Source organism: Lysinibacillus sp. G4S2, from assembly GCF_030348505.1.
Classification (GTDB): domain Bacteria; phylum Bacillota; class Bacilli; order Bacillales_A; family Planococcaceae; genus Lysinibacillus.
In genome coordinates, this window is record NZ_JAUCFJ010000002.1 from 2,578,871 (window position 1) to 2,594,522 (window position 15,652).

A 15,652-nucleotide genomic window follows, 5' to 3' on the forward strand; every position below is an offset into this window, starting at 1 on the left:
AGAGGGATTGCAGTATGAGTATTCATATTAATGCAAAAAAAGGCGAAATCGCTGACACAATTTTACTTCCAGGAGATCCATTACGTGCAAAATACATTGCTGAAACGTTTTTAGAAGATGTTACTTGCTATAACGAAGTTCGTAATATGTTTGGATATACAGGTACGTATAAAGGTAAACGTATTTCTGTACAAGGTACTGGTATGGGTGTGCCTTCAATTTCGATTTACGCTACAGAATTAATGCAAGAATATGATGTTCAAAAATTAATCCGCGTAGGTACTTGTGGTGCAATTCAAAAAGATGTAAAAGTTCGTGACGTTATTTTAGCGCAAGCAGCAACATCTGATACACGTATGAACCAAATCATTTGGGGCGGCGCTATCGACTTCGCACCAATCTCTGACTTTGATTTATTATTAAAAGCGTACAATGCAGGTAAAGATGCTGGTTTAAACTTACAAGTAGGTAATATCTTCACAGCAGATTTGTTCTATTCTGATGAGCACCAAAACGAAAAATTAGCTCAATACGGTGTACTTGCTGTAGAAATGGAATCAGCAGCACTTTACACATTAGCTGCAAAATACGGCCGTAAAGCACTTTCTATCCTAACAGTAAGTGACCACATTCTAACTGGTGAAGTAACAACATCAGAAGAGCGCCAAACAACGTTCAACGACATGATCGTTGTTGCTTTAGAGGCAGCTATTCAAGAATAAGCGTAGCAAGGGTTTGTAGTTTGGAAGAAATTTCAAAGGGACTACACTAAAAATTAATTAGATTTTTTATCCTCAATAGGTGACTCGATAAATGAGAGCCTGTTGAGGTTTATTTGTTTATAAAGAGTTAAAAAGCTCCGTAGCTCCTTTCTTTTGGTCTTGATCAACATGAGAGTACGTATTCAGTGTTTCATGTATTGTAGCATGTCCTAATTGCTCTTGGATGACTTTGCATGTTAACGCCTTTAGAAAGCATGTAAGAAGCAAATGTATGTCACTTTTTGGGTATGTCTATCAAAACCAAGGAACTATCTAAAAATGAGGAAGAACGTAAAGCTCAGCTTGAAGCTTTTGGATTCACTTATGAGCCACCTGAAGTACGAGCAGAACGTGCCAAGCAAAGGGTTGCGAGAAGATTAGAAAAGTAAGGTCTTGATTTGGATTTAGCACCTTTCTTTTGAAGGGTGCTAGATGTGATTATGTGCCTATAAAGTAATGTGACACTTATTTCTTAAAAATTTAAAGCTGTTTTCTTATAGATTGTTGCTATTTGTTATGTGAAACAAGGGAGGAATATTTTTGATTGTATACACTGTTCAACCTGAATATCTTTATAAAAAAATGCGAGAGCAAGGATACTTAGAAGGAGACAAGAAATTTGCTATGTTTCCCGAAGCCTACGAATGGATGGTAGGTCAAATGAAAAAGCGCATAGCTAGTTGTAACATAGAAAATTTTCCCGTGTGGTTATGGCAAAGAAGACCAAGCGGAAATGAAAAAGCGCTTGCAACAAAAGGTGAAAGATGGGTTATTTTAAAATTAGATGTTCCTGAAGATAATATTTTATGGTCATCATTTGATGAATGGCATAGCATTTTAAATAATAGTCCAATAACTTATGATGAAAAAGAATGGGATTATTTCCAAGAGAGAGGATTCCAAAAAGAAGAAGTAATAAATACTTGGGAACGGCTATTTGACCATGAATGGTTAGCTAGTAGACCAATTGATTGGGCTGGAGATTATAAGAAGAATTGGTTTCAAGGTGTTACGCCTAGAATTACTATGGATCAAGTTAAGAAAGTTTCAAGATTTATCGGTAAAGGATAATGAAATGTGATTGAAGGTTTGACTGACAATATCTCTCTTGCGGAAAAACGTCAGATTTTAAATAAAGTGGTTCGCTCAGGTTGATGAAGATTTTAATAATAAGGAGGAGTGATTTACATGTCAAAAAATAGGGATTTGCCCCCGATGAAATTTAAGTTGGGTGATAAGGTTCGATTCACATTCAATGGCAATGAACTGGTTGGAATAGTTGAAATAGCAGACTTTGGCGGTTCGATTAAAAATGATTACCATTCGTATGATATTTTTGCTGAAGGTTGTTTGTATAAGCATATTCCTGAAGAAGTTTGTAGAATTGCTTGCTTTTAATGAGATTGAACAGCGCTCAATGTAATCGAGTATTAGATAGACGTATACTTGGTTGCTTAGATTACGCTCAGGTCGGTTGTTTGATTGGAGCAACAAAGTTAGCAGGAGCGATTGAGGAGCATAACAAAAGGACTTGCGGATATGGAAGTTAATCATAAAAACAAGTCCTATTCTTGATGGCTATGTAGTTAAAATTCGTTCTTGTTTTGAGAATCGACTCTTTAAAAATAGGTGGCTGTTAAATTTGTTTTTTTCTCTTTTTAAAAGCATAAATGCTAATTAGTACTATTCCCGCCAAAATAAACAATGCAGAAGGAATATATAAACTATTGTTTAGGGGAGTCGGTTCACCCATATAAGTTGCTAAATGCCTTACTGCACTACTAACGAGTAAATGTAAAAATAGCATTAAACTTCCTAAACAAAAGAAAATAAGTCCTGTATAATACATCTCTTTCATAATCAATCCTCCAATTAATAACCTGCCCTTTTTCTTGACTAACTGAAAATTATTTCCAAATATAAATTATCAGGTGTGTTGATTAACCATTTTTATACATTCGAAGAGGCTGATTTCCGCTACGGGCTACTCGCTTTCCTGCGGGCGAGCGCCGAGCCGCTTCCTCCGCTTCGCTCCGTACAGGGTCTCGTCTGTCTCGCTTTCCCGCAGGAGTCGAGTAGCCCTACGCTACAATCAGTTAAAATGGAAATATATCAGCAAAATAGTAACAAAAAAATCCATTTACCGCGCAATATTAAACCTATTTTTTCCTAATCAACACGCCTGATAAATTATAACAAAATATAATTTTGTTTGGTAGTTAAATGGCAAATGCACAATGAAGAGGATTGACTGTTACAAGTAAGGAGTAACAACCTCTTAGGAGCATTTAACAAGCCTGTGAGCGTTGAAAGGGAAGTAGAGGATTAATTTACAGAGGTTGTCTAATCATTGCTACAAAGCCTTGAATGGAGCTATAGGGGCTAATGTGAGAGCATAACAAGAGGACTTGCATACATGAAGTTTAATCATGTTCCTATTGGAGGAAAGCACTCGTTAGCCATCCATGTAGCGCTAAAACCAGCGCTACACCACAGAAAATGAAAGATGATTGCGTTCTTTCATGGGAGTTGAGTAGCGAAAAGTATTACTCAATTTTTATGAACAACGTGTAACTGCATGGTCAACATCTTTATTCTTTATTAAAACATTATTATCGTTATCAACTTGATAAATAATTTCTTCAGTATTTAAACATATGAACAAAGATTCCCTCAATTCATCATTCATATTTTCTTGGTGTGCAAATACAACAAATTCATCTTTGTCGACTTTTTGTTGATTACATGCAGTAACAAAACTTAGTAACAACATAAGTGCAATAATTGGTCTAAAGTTTTTCAATTTTCTAGCCTCCTTGAATCTATATATTGGCAAACCTTTTCAACGCTCAAATTTCCCAATAAACAATCTAGAACTCTTTAATAAATGCATTTAGTTTAAGAACCAAAATCGCTAATACAACACAAATATTTACAATGACTATACCAATTTTGTTATCATCTTTATCTTCCTTATGCTGTTGTTTTCTCTTTCTATATAAACCTTGAACCTTTTTTTTGCATTTGGACTTTATCTTGCTTATTTTGGCTCAAACATTTCCCCTCCTTTTTCAGGTCTTTATTCCCAATTGACTGAACATTCCCTCTATAGGGTGATTATAGCATTGTGAAGTATAAATTGGTAGATAAATGGAAAGTGTGCGACGAATGAAATTTACTGTTAAAAGAACCAAGTAGCAAGCTCGCAGCACAGTTTAACGAGCCTGTGAGCGTTGATATTGAAGCAGGGGAATCAATGACAGAAGGTTGTTTGATTGGTGCTACTAAGCTCGTATGCAAAGCTACAGAGCGTTAATATGAGTAAGACATACTCGTATTTGAACGATAAGCAGGTCAAGACTAGCAGAGAGGATAAAGCCTAGATTGACCTTATCAATCAAGCTAAAAAGGCTCATAATGAGAACGCAATCAGAGCGTTACTCACTAAGAGCCAATGGACAACATTCAGAAAGCATTTCAAAGAGTGTCGTGACGACATAGAGCAGGCGTACATTGAAAACAGTCACATCATGTATGACTTTTTATTATCACAGCATTAATTGTTGTGCTTTTTGAATGGAGAAAATATACAATATATGTAACCTAGAAAAGAAAGTGGGTATTTTAATGAAAGACATTAATGAAATAGTTGCTAGTTTACGTGTACATGGTGCTGTGGAATCTTATCCAAGACTACAGGGTTTACAGTATTTCAGAAGATTAAATGACTTTATAGAGAATACTTGCAATGAAAATATAGAGGAAATTAATGATAGAAATAATAGTAGAAATAAAGAAGGGGAAATTACTCCTCAACGACTCCTTGAACTTAATGAGGGAAAGAAATACAAGTCTTTTCAGAATTTCATTAGACCATCTTTATTAATTACGTTATGTTCTTTTATAGAGGATGTTTTCACAAACCGTATTAATTCTGATAAAGAGTTAAAAAAGAAATTTAACAATCTACCAAAAGAGAAAATAGGCTGTATAAATAAAGCAAATAATTTTTTGGTTAATAATGGATTTGTGGAGTTAAATAACATAGAGGGAATTACTTATGTTTACGAGATGTATCTGATTAGGAATAGGTTTGTACATAATAAAGGAGAAGCTACAAAGAAAATTAAAGAAATGCAAAAGAAATATGATTTTACAATCGAGAAAAATAAGATATTGCTTGGTGAAAAGTTTATAGAAAACTATATTGCTCATTTAGAAAAGTTTGCTGTAGAAGTAGCAAAAATTATTTATGTAAAAAAGAGTAGGTTTTCAAAATTTCAAAAAGATAAATCTTATATTGGTGATATTAAATAGGGTTAAGGCACATCACAACTAGGTTGGTGTGCCTTTTATATTGAAGGAAAGCACCCCTTAGATTTCTTCACAAACTTGTATTTTTAAACTTAATTAATTATTACTGTTCACACGCTTCTTTATTTTCCTTATGTCAATTATAATCCATTTTAAGATTGCAATTATTAGTACTAAAAGTGGTGTTGCCTGGGCTATGAGAAACCCTATCCAAAAATCATTCATAGTACTGGTCGGAGAAGCTGTTGCCATTCCACCTACAAATAAGGACATTGGGATTGAGATTACATTGAATCCCAGACTAATCATAACAAATGATAATCTTTTACTTGTAATCTTCGGTAACACAGCTGACCAAAATAAAATTCCTGCAACTAACAAAATCAAAATAAGACAAATACCCCAAACCATCAAATACCTCAAAGCCTCTACCTCCTAACTAAACGATAGCCCATCCCACTTTCTTGTAAAGATTAAGATGCACCTACAGTCTACTATTTTACCACAAAAACCCATATCGTTATTCAACTAAACTGTCCGTTAGTTCAATAACTGAATAATAAGTCGTTTGGTATAGTTTAACGCATTTACAAATATTGGTATATGGAAGAATGAGCTTATAAAGCAAGGTATGCTGAGAGTGCGGTAGCACATCATTAAGCTGATGTGCTTTTTCTATATGAATAAGATTAATGAATAAATATAAGAAGCGACAAAGCAAACACAGGCTCTTGGTTGTAATAAGGGTGTGGCAAAGTTCTATTCTTTCAACTTTGAGTCAGCTTTACAACAACAATCGTAGTCAAGCTTACAGAGCAATTTAACGAACCTGTGAGTAAGTTAGTGGAGCAGAGGGAAACATTTACACAGGTTGTTTGACAGGTGCTACAAAGCCATGTATAGAGCTATAGGAATGATTGAGAAAGCATAACAAAAGGACTTATGAGTAATTTTACTCACAAGCCATAGATTGATGTGTGATGGAATGTTGTATCGTTAGTTGAATTCGGGGGTAATATCCCACATTATTCATTATGTTTAAACAGTAAGCCTTTACCGACATATTCTTTATATCCCCAAATACTAATCAGCATCATTATTATTCCAATCACTAAAACAGAAATGGAAACTCCTGATAAACTTCCGTTAATTATATCAAAAATAGACATACCTATAAGAATCCCACTGATTGCTGAAATAAATGACCAAAAGAATCGTTTCATTGAAATCATCCTCCTTTTTTAGGTCTTTATTCCTGAAAAACTGAACATTCCGTCTGTATAGCAATTATAACATTGTGAGGTGCGAGTTGGTAGATAAATGGGGATTCACGACAAAAGAGATTGACGGTTATAAGAACTGAATAACACCTCTTAGAATCGTTTAACGAGCCTGTAAGCGTTGATAGGGAAGCAGAGAAAGCATTTACACAGGTTGTCTAATCGTTGCTACAAAGGCTTGAATGGAGCTATAGGAGCAATTGTAGGGGGCATAACAAAAGGACTTGGGTAAATTTTAAACAAAAGCCCTAGATTGATGTGTGATGGACTATTGCTCTTCTTGTTGAAAAATGACTCATAAAATTATTTTTTCTCCAAGATTATCTAAATCTCTTTTTAAGTTGAAAATAATAAGTATTCTATGAGACCTTTCTGTAACTCGACCAAAATCTACAACTTGTTGTATTTCAACTATGTCATTTGTATAAATTTTTTGTGAGTCTCTAACTTCGGTAATCTTTACGCCTAAATTGTCAATAGAATCCCAATGTACAATGTTAAGTTCAACTACTCCTTGATAAGAAGCTTTTATACTCAAATCATCATCTCCCTGCATCTCGAATAACTGAAAATTCTGCTAATAAAATTGTAACATAGAAATTCATGCAGTGGTAAATAAATGGTAAAAATGCAACAAATGAGATTGACTGTTACTTCTAAGCGAGACGAGCGTGTCTAAATGCCTTAAAGTTTATTCATTAATTATCCATGAAGAAACTCAGGAGAAAACCTGTATAGATTGCTCTGTTGGTTAGCAGGTTATAGAGTAGTGATTTACAAGTCGAAATGTATCATTATTTAAACTGTGTGAGTGAATACAGATTTTTAATAGAGGAACTAAGGTCTTGGCGAGAGGGGATGCGAAAGCATCAATATAAGTTTATAAAGGCATGCCTTTAGCAACCACCTCGAATGGACGGAATTTGCGTTTGTAAAGGGTGCTAATGCGAATGCCATCTGTTTAAGTTTGGCTGAAACGGCAAAAGCAAACGGCATCGATTTCTATCAATACCTAGTGACCTTATTGACAGAACTGCCAAATTTACCGATTCACAGCCAGAGATTTTAAAGAATTACATGCCTTGGTCGAAAAAAATCCAAGCAACATGTGCAAAATAGCCGTTTACCTGAAATTTTTTTCAGATAAACGGCTATTCGTTGTGCGTACCGAAAAGGTGCGCTTTTTTATATTTCGGGCTTACGTTGCTTTTTCTTTCATTGTTAAGTGACTACAGGTTTTTTCTAATCAAAAAGCGCACGGAAATGCGCGAGAAATTAATTGTGCTGGTGCTTACATTAATAAGCACATTGGATTGTACATGCGTCTTATAAACAAATATTTGTGACTACCTGTTTAATAATCTCTTTTTGTTTTAGTTTTCAAATAGTGACATATAATACCATTAGTATTATGATTAGTGTAGATGGAGGTGAGGTAGATAGAAACAAAAGCACAAATTAATTTTATCGAGTTTGTAAAAAACACTATCAGTAATAACGGCCAATCGATCGAAACACGTCTTAAACAAAAGCACAAAGGATTTGAAAACGGTTGGAAGATGGATGGAAACGAAGTTGTGTTTTGGGTTAGCCCAACAGTGAGGATTAGTGATTACACAGGAACCATATTGAATGAATTTAGGTTCATTATAGATTTTGACGAAGATAAAAATAAGTTTACTGTATCAGGTAAAAGTGTTAAGTCTAAAAATTTATTATAAATCATTAAGTCACATCTAACTAGGTGTGGCTTTTTATATGCCTCTTATCTCTAGCAATGACATGTTCCGATATAGTTATGAATCAAGTAGGGGCTATTGTTCGAAAGCTATGCATTATTGACGGTCTGCACTTTGAAGTATAGTGAACTGCCAGCATGACTTTAACATGGATTCTTTTAGACGGCATGTATTAAGCATATGTGTGCCGCAAGCTATGAAATTGCTGGCAAGCGGTATTGACGCACAATATCATTCAAGTGAATTTGTGATAGCCTTAAAAAAGGACTTATATGTATGAGTTGGATTCATACATACAAGTCCTAGAATGTGGTCAATATCAAAATTCATTTCTTGTTTCATAGGATTAAATGTCTAGCATTCGCACACAATTAAATCAAGTTCCGCCGCTAACAAAGCGAATACCGCCGCTAAAACGTCAAGTTTCGCCGCTAAGCAAGTGAATATCGCTGCTAAAACATCAAGTTTCGCCGCTAAAACTTCATTTTTGCAAAAGCTACTAGTGTTCCTTTGTCGCAAGAATCAAAACCATTCTTTTCATAAAAATGACGAACATCAGGAGCTTCTTCTGTTAAAAGAACTTTTTGGCGAACATCTTTATATTTTTCTAAAACATGATTCATCATATTAGTTGCAATGCCTCGATTTTGATGGCTATTCAATACTAAAATATCCTGTATATAAAGGATTGTGAGACCATCACCTACAACTCTTGTTAAACCAATTAATTGATCATTTTCCCATGCAGATAAGACAAATATTGAATTTAGCAATGCTTGCTGTAATTGATCTAAATCTTTTGTATATGCATACCATTCTACATCTTCATAAAGAGCTTTTAAATCGTTTTTATGAATATACTTTTCTTCTTTAAATACAATTGTCATTAAAATTCCTCCTCAAAATTTTATTTTGAAGAGTGTAAACGTAATTTATCCACTGTCTTAAACCACCTTTCAAACTTCTTCTGCATTCTTATAAATTAATGAGCTATGTTCATAGTAGAGAATAGCCCTTTTCTTTTTCTATCTTTGATGAAATTGTAACATAGTAGAGCAATTGATGGTAGAGGATTGGAAATGATGCACACTTTTATCAGGGGTGTTAATTAACTATTTTTACCCATCCTATTAATTGGAAGGCTTGATTTCCGCTAAGGGCTATAATTGGTTAAAAGTGGCTCATCACCAAAAGTTGTGGATGACAATAGTTAAAACGTATGCTATGTATATAAGTTGATTGGAGTGGAGGCTGGGCGACTCCTTGGGGATCAGCGTCACAGATGAGACCCTGGAGCGAGCAACGCGAGTGAAGCGGCTCATCGGACGCCCCCAGGAAAGCGCCCAGCCGGAACGGAAATCAACCACACGTTTTGGTGATGAACCTTAAAAGTGGGGATGTAACGAAAAAATCCTTTTATAATATTACCTATTTTTCCCTAATCAACACACTTATTAATCTATTTTAAGTTTTGTCACCAACCACCCAACTTATTGATGAAATTAATGAAAGTTTTATAGAGTTCTTAATTACTATTACCGGATTTTGGGGTACTGCTAGTAAGATGAGCATCAAACATATCTATTATTTCAAGGAACCTATCAGCTTCTCTAAAAACATGGTCTGCTAATAGTGGATGAATAATACTTTTTATTTTACATTGTTCAATTAAATCACGTGCTGTTTTCTTAAAGTCTCTAAGAGATGAGACTGATACACGATTTTGATCCAGAAATTGATCCAATAGAGGAACTGTTTGAGATTGTGGTCTCATAGATTCTAAATCTTTAGCTTGAAACAATAATTGATCAAAATCATTACTAAAATTCCGAGCTATATCAACTAATTTTCTTTCAGATGGATCCAGCAAATGACCGATAAATTTTGCATGGTCGGCCATAATCCTTAAGAAAAATACATTTTCTTTAATAATAGCGTCTGGCAGTGCGTTCAATTTGCCTTCATTTAATTCGAGTAATCGCTTTCTAAAATAATTAGCTTCCCTACTTACATGATCAACTAGTAGCGGAAAATTATTTGCTCCTGGCATTTTACAAGTCAAAATTAGACCTAGCACTTTTCGTTTAAACATATAAATGCTAGTTGCAGCTTGTTGGACTTCTGTGTTAAATCTTCTAATTTGCTCAGGATCAGTTTGAGTGGTAAATACATGTGCAGTTTGCTCAATTTGTTCAAATAATTTATAAAATTGATTAGCTTCTTGAATTAGTTGAGTATCTTCTGCTCTAAATCCTAATTTTAGAAAAAGTGAATGCTCTTTCATAATTCTAGACCAAAAACGAATTTCATTTAACGATCGCTCAACAAATAATTCAGAAGTAACACCTGTATCAGCATGTAAAAAGGATTCATCTCCTCTCATTCCAATACCCCCCTCGTAAATAATACAATCCTTCTATTCTTATTATCAAAGCCATTTAAATATACTTACAGGGATCAAGGGATTAATAGTTGGAAGAAATTGCTGACGCTACGTTACGATCAATTGAAAATGGGAATATATTAGCAAACTAGCAACAAAAAAATCCTTTTATAATAAACCTATTTTTTCCTAATCAACACGTCTACACTTTTATATTGTTTTGAGTGTCGATGGGTGAAAATAAGCTCTTCATTTTATATCAAATCATCTAATAATAAGAAATCTATAACTATTTAATTATGTATGTATGTTTGATTTCATTACTAACTCGTACTTCCGTTTATCATCAATCCCAGGGATAATCTAACACTGAAAATTTTTTAATGAAGCTATAACTTCTAAAGATGAAATCTACAATGATTTAAGTGGGGTAGACACAATAGAACAGACTATAGGCAAATGCGTAGACTAACAATCCATGTATTGCATAACCTATATCGAAATCGAAAGGAGGAAAAAATTATGCGTTACGACTACAATTATGACAATTATGGAGGACAAAATAGGGGTAGTCATCCATATCATCCGGCTCACCCAATGCATACCTACCCGATGCATACCTATCCAATGCATTACTACCCAACTCCAACTCATGCTTATCCATCTTACTATCACCATCCGCACCACCATCACCACCATCATCCGCATCACCGTCCGTACCCAACTCCATATGGCTACCAATGAGAATAAAGCAGCACTTACTATAAAAAACGAAGTAACAAAAATTGCATAAAAGTTTGTTGTTCCAACTCGTTAATAATCATTTTAAAAGTGCGACAACGGATGCTTTATTGGCAAAGGATTTGTAAAGTGTAAAATAATCAACTAGCCAAATAACGATTCCGAAAGAAATTCTTTTAATTTGATGGATTTTTTTACAAACTTATAGTTCGGCATTTGACTAATCATGATGTTCCAAAATATTTGGAACAACACAACGATATTATGATTGTTTCTTATAAATCTAGCTTGTATTAAAGGTTTATATGTTAATAAGGGTCACCGGAGGAAAGTGACCCTGATTTTTAAATAAAAATGTAAAAAACATGAAGAGAAATATAGTTAGGTGTTGATTAAAGTCATATCCACAAAAGGGTATGACTTTTTAATATGAATTGTGGGACCGCAAAATAAAGCGTGCTATGCCGAGGCCATTAAAGAGCATTATTAAGGAGCTTACAGTAAGGCTATGAGCGTTTAAATAAATAAAGAAAACGTTCAATTCTGTTCTACAACGGACTTAATAGACGTGATAGTCGAAAACATTAAAAGAGTAGAACAGAAGTAGAAAATTCGCTGGACTGATGATTGATTTTTGAAATAGGGGAGGGAGAGGTTAAATAGGATGGACGTCTATTCGACAATCGTCATTGAAGGTGAGAAGGCCCTAATTTGAGCAAACGAAGATCGCTTGTGTAAAAAATAGGCAAATGCATAGACTGTCAATCCTTTATAGCATATCTTAAACCGAAATCGAAAGGGGGAAAATTATGCAATATTATGACCGATACGACCAGGACTATGATTATGACAGTTATGGAAGACGTCGGAGAAGGCGGCACCGATACCCGTTTTACCCAATCTATCCATTCTTCCCACCATTCTATCCACCATATTATCCGCCATATCCATATTACCCGCCATATTATCCACCATACTATGGAAGTCCATACGGCTATTAATAATCAATATATCTACTTAAAAAAACTAGAAACGACAAAATCTTAAGTAGAGAGTCTGTCGTACTAGTCCGTTAATAATAATCATTTTAAGTATGGGAAGAAACGGAGTGCTTTGATACTTAAGCCTTGTATAAGTGCAAGATAAGTGACTAAAAATAACTGACCAAATATTAACTTGATTGATATTGAAGAAAATACGATAGGATGGTTGTTGAATTAAAGGCAGCTTTTCAAATTTTAAGAAGACAGGAATATAAAGCAAGGTCACTCTGAAAAAGTGACCCTGAATGAAGAGGAGTAAGGCTTAGAAGCTTTACCCTCTTATTTATTTCTAAATTTGATAGTTCAACTTTGAAAATTAATACATGAAAGTAGCGCCGACAATAATTAATAGTATAAATAGAACAACAATTAGAACAAATGTTGAACTGTTATTGCCACCTCCATAGCAATAACCCCCGTAGTAACAACTGTTGTTGTAATTGCCCATATTTCCGCAGTATCCCATGAAGCATTCCTCCTTTCTACGTCTATAATATGTATCGCCATAAAAGCAAGAGGAGATATTTATCCAACTAAAATCCTTTAGAATTAGAAATTTGGAAAATGATTTTAACGTACTTTAAAAATAAAAAGGGTCACCCGTATGGAAGGTGACCCTCAGTAACGATTCAAGGCGGTGCAAGCTAAAAATTAGCTTGATTTATTATTATGACGAGTCAGCTACTTTTGCATGGTGGATTGCCTTAGAGAAAGATTTAAAAATGAAAATGTTGAAAATAGGAGTATACCATTGGAGCATAAATTTTTGTGTAAAGTCACTCTTGTTGCTTTTTTATCATTTCGTATTAGATGGGTGAAGTGGTACTGTTGAATTATAGGAATTATATAGTCTTCCTGGCAGATCACTATAGTGTGTGTTTGATTTTCGTTCCGACTAGGCGCTTTCCTTGGGGTGTCCGAAGATTATTTTGAATTTAACATTATGTAGAGAAATTTTGGTCGTCTAGAGCATATGAAAATATAACAAAAGCACTCGCATGAACGAGCCTTATTCATACACATTATGCTATTGTTTCTAAAAATCGCCCCAAATTATTTCATTACTGCTTTTATTTTATCCGGTATCATAATTACTTCGGTTTTCAAATCGACGGGTCGATACGTTTTATCATACATTCGTCCCAATAAGCTAAATGCTTCTGATCAATCCGATGTTCTGAATCTTTCATCTCGAACAGAATACCAATATAAGTATTCTTCATCCTCTGTTATTTTTTCTCCATCCAGCGTCACCATAGTATCGTTTAAAAATTGCAACCATTCATCTACTTTCGATGATTTTCCTTGTATGACTTTTAACATACTAACTCTCCGCCGCTCCCTCAATTATCTGAAAACTGTTTCTTTATCAAAATTGTAGCGCAGTAAAACATGTTTTAGTAGTTAAGTGGTAAATGTGTAATCTTCTATTAATCATAAGTATAAAAAAATTCCCTTAGTACATTATAACTAGAGAAAATAATCACAATAAAGTAAGTGTATAGAGAGGTGAAAAGTTTAAATAAATGGATATCATCCTAGCGATATTACCAGCTCTCTTTTGGGGAAGTATTGTGCTCTTTAATGTTAAGCTTGGTGGTGGTCCTTATAGCCAAGTACTTGGGACAACATTTGGTGCACTTATTTTCTCCATAGGTGTTTATTTTGTTGTAAAGCCTGTATTAACTCCTGTAGTGATTGGAGTCGGAATTGTATCGGGCTTATTTTGGGCATTAGGGCAAGTCAATCAATTGAAAAGTATTGATTTAATAGGAGTTTCCAAGACGATGCCCATTTCGACAGGGCTACAGTTGGTATCAACAACTTTATTTGGAGTTATTGTGTTTCATGAATGGTCGACAACAATGTCGATTATATTAGGTGTTCTTGCACTTATTAGTATCATTATTGGGATCGTGCTTACATCGCTTCCAAATCCAGAAGAGAAAAAACAAGAACATGGAGGTAATTTTAAAAAAGGAATTTTAATTTTACTTGTTTCAACTTTTGGTTACTTAGTATATGTAGTGGTAATTCGCTTATTTAATGTAAGTGGGTGGTCTGCTTTATTTCCGCAAGCAATCGGAATGGTTATAGGTGGGATTTTGTTAACATTTAAACATAAACCATTTAATAAGTATGCGATTCGCAATATTATCCCTGGTTTAATTTGGGCTGCTGGAAATATGTTCTTATTTATATCTCAGCCACGTGTTGGAGTCGCAACAAGTTTTTCTCTTTCTCAAATGGGAATCGTCATCTCAACTTTAGGTGGGATTTTTATTTTAGGTGAGAAAAAAACAAAAAAGCAATTTATAGCGATTATGATCGGAATTGTATTTATAGTTGCAGCTGGAATTATGTTGGGGATAGCGAAAGGATAAAAGGGAGGACATAGTAATGTATTCAGATTTAGAAGGGAAAGTTGTTGTTATTACAGGTGCTGCAACGGGACTAGGAAAAGCAATGGGAATGCGCTTCGGAGCAGAAAAAGCGAAAGTTGTCATTAATTATCTCTCAAATGAAGCTGAGGTAAATTCTGTTGTTGAAGAAGTTAAAAAAGCAGGCGGGGAAGCCATTGCTGTACAAGGTGATGTTACAGTTGAAGCGGATGTCATAAATCTTATTCAGACAGCAGTGAAAGAGTTTGGCACACTTGATGTGATGATTAATAATGCAGGTATTGAAAATCAAGTACCTTCACATGAAATGCCGTTAAGTGATTGGAATAAAGTAATAAATACAAACTTAACTGGTGCGTTTTTAGGAAGTCGAGAAGCCATTAAATATTACGTCGAGAATGATATTAAAGGGACAGTTATCAATATGTCTAGTGTTCACGAGAAAATTCCTTGGCCGTTGTTTGTGCATTATGCGGCTAGTAAAGGGGGCATTAAGTTAATGACAGAGACATTAGCGCTAGAATATGCCCCAAAAGGAATTCGTGTTAATAATATCGGTCCTGGAGCGATCAATACACCTATCAATGCTGAAAAATTTGCAGATCCAAAAAAACGTGCAGATGTGGAAAGTATGATTCCCATGGGGTACATTGGAAAACCAGAAGAAATTGCCGCAGTCGCAGTGTGGCTTGCTTCATCACAAGCTAGTTATGTAACGGGGATTACTCTATTTGCAGATGGTGGAATGACTTTATATCCTTCCTTCCAAGCTGGCCGTGGATAAGTATTGGTAAGAGGTATCAAGAGCTTCTTGATGCCTTTTTTAATGTCAAAGCAATTTTAATGAGGTTCAATTGTAGAGTATAAAATAAAAACCTTTTGAATAGTAGAGTTGAATAATTTTTTTATTTTCCTTATAATTAGCACCAGATAATAAAATGAGGTTATAAAAACATTTTAGTTATAGGCTTACAATTATTTTGTTTAAG

General features: G+C 34.5%; 16 protein-coding genes and 2 pseudogenes. 9 read left to right on the forward strand and 9 right to left on the reverse strand.

Annotated elements, in window-relative coordinates:
- Window positions 1-14: 14 nt before the first annotated feature.
- The 3 genes from deoD to QUF91_RS13290 all read left to right on the forward strand — a co-directional run bounded on the left by deoD (window position 15) and on the right by QUF91_RS13290 (window position 2,159).
- Window positions 15-722: a purine-nucleoside phosphorylase gene (gene deoD, locus QUF91_RS13280; protein ID WP_285396942.1), complete on the forward strand. Its 708-nt coding sequence runs from the start codon at window positions 15-17 to the stop codon at window positions 720-722.
- Window positions 723-1,301: 579 nt separating this feature from the next.
- Entirely contained in the window at window positions 1,302-1,832 is a 531-nt protein-coding gene (locus tag QUF91_RS13285) for a DUF3841 domain-containing protein (protein WP_285396940.1), read from the forward strand.
- Between the two features lie 117 nt (window positions 1,833-1,949).
- Complete coding sequence (locus tag QUF91_RS13290; RefSeq protein ID WP_483308087.1) at window positions 1,950-2,159, forward strand: hypothetical protein; 210 nt, start codon at window positions 1,950-1,952, stop codon at window positions 2,157-2,159.
- 238 nt (window positions 2,160-2,397) lie between these two features.
- Here QUF91_RS13290 and QUF91_RS13295 read toward each other — a convergent pair whose 3' ends face one another.
- Together QUF91_RS13295 and QUF91_RS13300 are read right to left on the reverse strand one after the other, a co-directional pair.
- Entirely contained in the window at window positions 2,398-2,619 is a 222-nt protein-coding gene (locus QUF91_RS13295) for a hypothetical protein (RefSeq protein ID WP_289418081.1), read from the reverse strand.
- 699 nt (window positions 2,620-3,318) lie between these two features.
- Window positions 3,319-3,564 (reverse strand): hypothetical protein, encoded by a 246-nt coding sequence (locus tag QUF91_RS13300; RefSeq protein WP_285396937.1) that lies wholly within the window; start codon window positions 3,562-3,564, stop codon window positions 3,319-3,321.
- Between the two features lie 824 nt (window positions 3,565-4,388).
- Here QUF91_RS13300 and QUF91_RS13305 point away from each other — a divergent pair.
- A complete protein-coding gene (locus QUF91_RS13305) occupies window positions 4,389-5,078 on the forward strand; it encodes a hypothetical protein (RefSeq protein WP_289418082.1) in 690 nt (229 codons plus the stop codon).
- A 93-nt stretch (window positions 5,079-5,171) separates the two neighbouring features.
- On the opposite strand, the gene QUF91_RS13310 is transcribed toward QUF91_RS13305, so the two are convergent.
- From QUF91_RS13310 to QUF91_RS13320, 3 genes are all read right to left on the reverse strand, one after another.
- Window positions 5,172-5,498: a hypothetical protein gene (locus tag QUF91_RS13310; protein WP_285396934.1), complete on the reverse strand. Its 327-nt coding sequence runs from the start codon at window positions 5,496-5,498 to the stop codon at window positions 5,172-5,174.
- 602 nt (window positions 5,499-6,100) lie between these two features.
- Window positions 6,101-6,298 carry a hypothetical protein gene (locus QUF91_RS13315; RefSeq protein WP_285396933.1) on the reverse strand — a complete coding sequence of 66 codons (198 nt, stop codon included), beginning with the start codon at window positions 6,296-6,298 and terminating at the stop codon, window positions 6,101-6,103.
- A gap of 352 nt (window positions 6,299-6,650) precedes the next feature.
- Window positions 6,651-6,893 (reverse strand): hypothetical protein, encoded by a 243-nt coding sequence (locus QUF91_RS13320; protein WP_285396932.1) that lies wholly within the window; start codon window positions 6,891-6,893, stop codon window positions 6,651-6,653.
- Between the two features lie 399 nt (window positions 6,894-7,292).
- On the opposite strand from QUF91_RS13320, the pseudogene QUF91_RS13325 reads away from it, so the two are divergent.
- Window positions 7,293-7,474, forward strand: a pseudogene (locus QUF91_RS13325) (transposase domain-containing protein); the annotation flags it as partial.
- Window positions 7,475-8,567: 1,093 nt separating this feature from the next.
- On the opposite strand, the gene QUF91_RS13330 reads toward QUF91_RS13325, so the two are convergent.
- Entirely contained in the window at window positions 8,568-8,981 is a 414-nt protein-coding gene (locus tag QUF91_RS13330; protein WP_289418083.1) for a GNAT family N-acetyltransferase, read from the reverse strand.
- A 376-nt stretch (window positions 8,982-9,357) separates the two neighbouring features.
- Between QUF91_RS13330 and QUF91_RS13335 the strand changes: the two genes are divergently transcribed.
- Window positions 9,358-9,483: a hypothetical protein gene (locus QUF91_RS13335; RefSeq protein ID WP_289418084.1), complete on the forward strand. Its 126-nt coding sequence runs from the start codon at window positions 9,358-9,360 to the stop codon at window positions 9,481-9,483.
- Window positions 9,484-9,619: 136 nt separating this feature from the next.
- Here the strand turns inward: QUF91_RS13335 and QUF91_RS13340 are convergent, their stop codons facing one another.
- Window positions 9,620-10,477, reverse strand: coding sequence for a DUF2935 domain-containing protein (locus tag QUF91_RS13340; protein ID WP_289418085.1), 858 nt, complete (start codon window positions 10,475-10,477; stop codon window positions 9,620-9,622).
- A 1,587-nt stretch (window positions 10,478-12,064) separates the two neighbouring features.
- Between QUF91_RS13340 and QUF91_RS13345 the strand changes: the two genes are divergently transcribed.
- The gene (locus QUF91_RS13345; protein WP_289418086.1) at window positions 12,065-12,265 is read left to right on the forward strand and encodes a hypothetical protein; all 201 of its coding nucleotides are present in this window, start codon (window positions 12,065-12,067) and stop codon (window positions 12,263-12,265) included.
- A 312-nt stretch (window positions 12,266-12,577) separates the two neighbouring features.
- On the opposite strand, the gene QUF91_RS13350 is transcribed toward QUF91_RS13345, so the two are convergent.
- Together QUF91_RS13350 and QUF91_RS13355 are read right to left on the reverse strand one after the other, a co-directional pair.
- On the reverse strand, window positions 12,578-12,727 hold the full coding sequence (locus tag QUF91_RS13350) for a YjcZ family sporulation protein (protein ID WP_285396927.1): 150 nt from the start codon (window positions 12,725-12,727) through the stop codon (window positions 12,578-12,580).
- A gap of 587 nt (window positions 12,728-13,314) precedes the next feature.
- Window positions 13,315-13,584 (reverse strand): annotated as a pseudogene (locus QUF91_RS13355) (DUF6176 family protein).
- A 203-nt stretch (window positions 13,585-13,787) separates the two neighbouring features.
- Between QUF91_RS13355 and QUF91_RS13360 the strand changes: the two are divergent.
- Complete coding sequence (locus QUF91_RS13360) at window positions 13,788-14,645, forward strand: RhaT/GlcU family sugar-proton symporter (protein WP_285396926.1); 858 nt, start codon at window positions 13,788-13,790, stop codon at window positions 14,643-14,645.
- 16 nt (window positions 14,646-14,661) lie between these two features.
- Window positions 14,662-15,447, forward strand: a complete 786-nt coding sequence (gene gdh, locus QUF91_RS13365) for a glucose 1-dehydrogenase (RefSeq protein ID WP_289418087.1) — start codon at window positions 14,662-14,664, stop codon at window positions 15,445-15,447.
- Window positions 15,448-15,652: the final 205 nt, after the last annotated feature.

What these genes read in the sequence shown, in the direction of transcription:
- QUF91_RS13305 (WP_289418082.1), top strand. Translation starts at nt 4,389, where the DNA reads ATGAAAGACATTAATGAAATAGTTGCTAGTTTACGTGTACATGGTGCT.
- QUF91_RS13290 (WP_483308087.1), top strand. Translation starts at nt 1,950, where the DNA reads ATGTCAAAAAATAGGGATTTGCCCCCGATGAAATTTAAGTTGGGTGAT.
- QUF91_RS13340 (WP_289418085.1), bottom strand. Translation starts at nt 10,477, where the DNA reads ATGAGAGGAGATGAATCCTTTTTACATGCTGATACAGGTGTTACTTCT.
- QUF91_RS13295 (WP_289418081.1), bottom strand. Translation starts at nt 2,619, where the DNA reads ATGAAAGAGATGTATTATACAGGACTTATTTTCTTTTGTTTAGGAAGT.
- QUF91_RS13315 (WP_285396933.1), bottom strand. Translation starts at nt 6,298, where the DNA reads ATGAAACGATTCTTTTGGTCATTTATTTCAGCAATCAGTGGGATTCTT.
- deoD (WP_285396942.1), top strand. Translation starts at nt 15, where the DNA reads ATGAGTATTCATATTAATGCAAAAAAAGGCGAAATCGCTGACACAATT.
- QUF91_RS13345 (WP_289418086.1), top strand. Translation starts at nt 12,065, where the DNA reads ATGACAGTTATGGAAGACGTCGGAGAAGGCGGCACCGATACCCGTTTT.
- QUF91_RS13350 (WP_285396927.1), bottom strand. Translation starts at nt 12,727, where the DNA reads ATGGGATACTGCGGAAATATGGGCAATTACAACAACAGTTGTTACTAC.
- gdh (WP_289418087.1), top strand. Translation starts at nt 14,662, where the DNA reads ATGTATTCAGATTTAGAAGGGAAAGTTGTTGTTATTACAGGTGCTGCA.
- QUF91_RS13330 (WP_289418083.1), bottom strand. Translation starts at nt 8,981, where the DNA reads ATGACAATTGTATTTAAAGAAGAAAAGTATATTCATAAAAACGATTTA.
- QUF91_RS13360 (WP_285396926.1), top strand. Translation starts at nt 13,788, where the DNA reads ATGGATATCATCCTAGCGATATTACCAGCTCTCTTTTGGGGAAGTATT.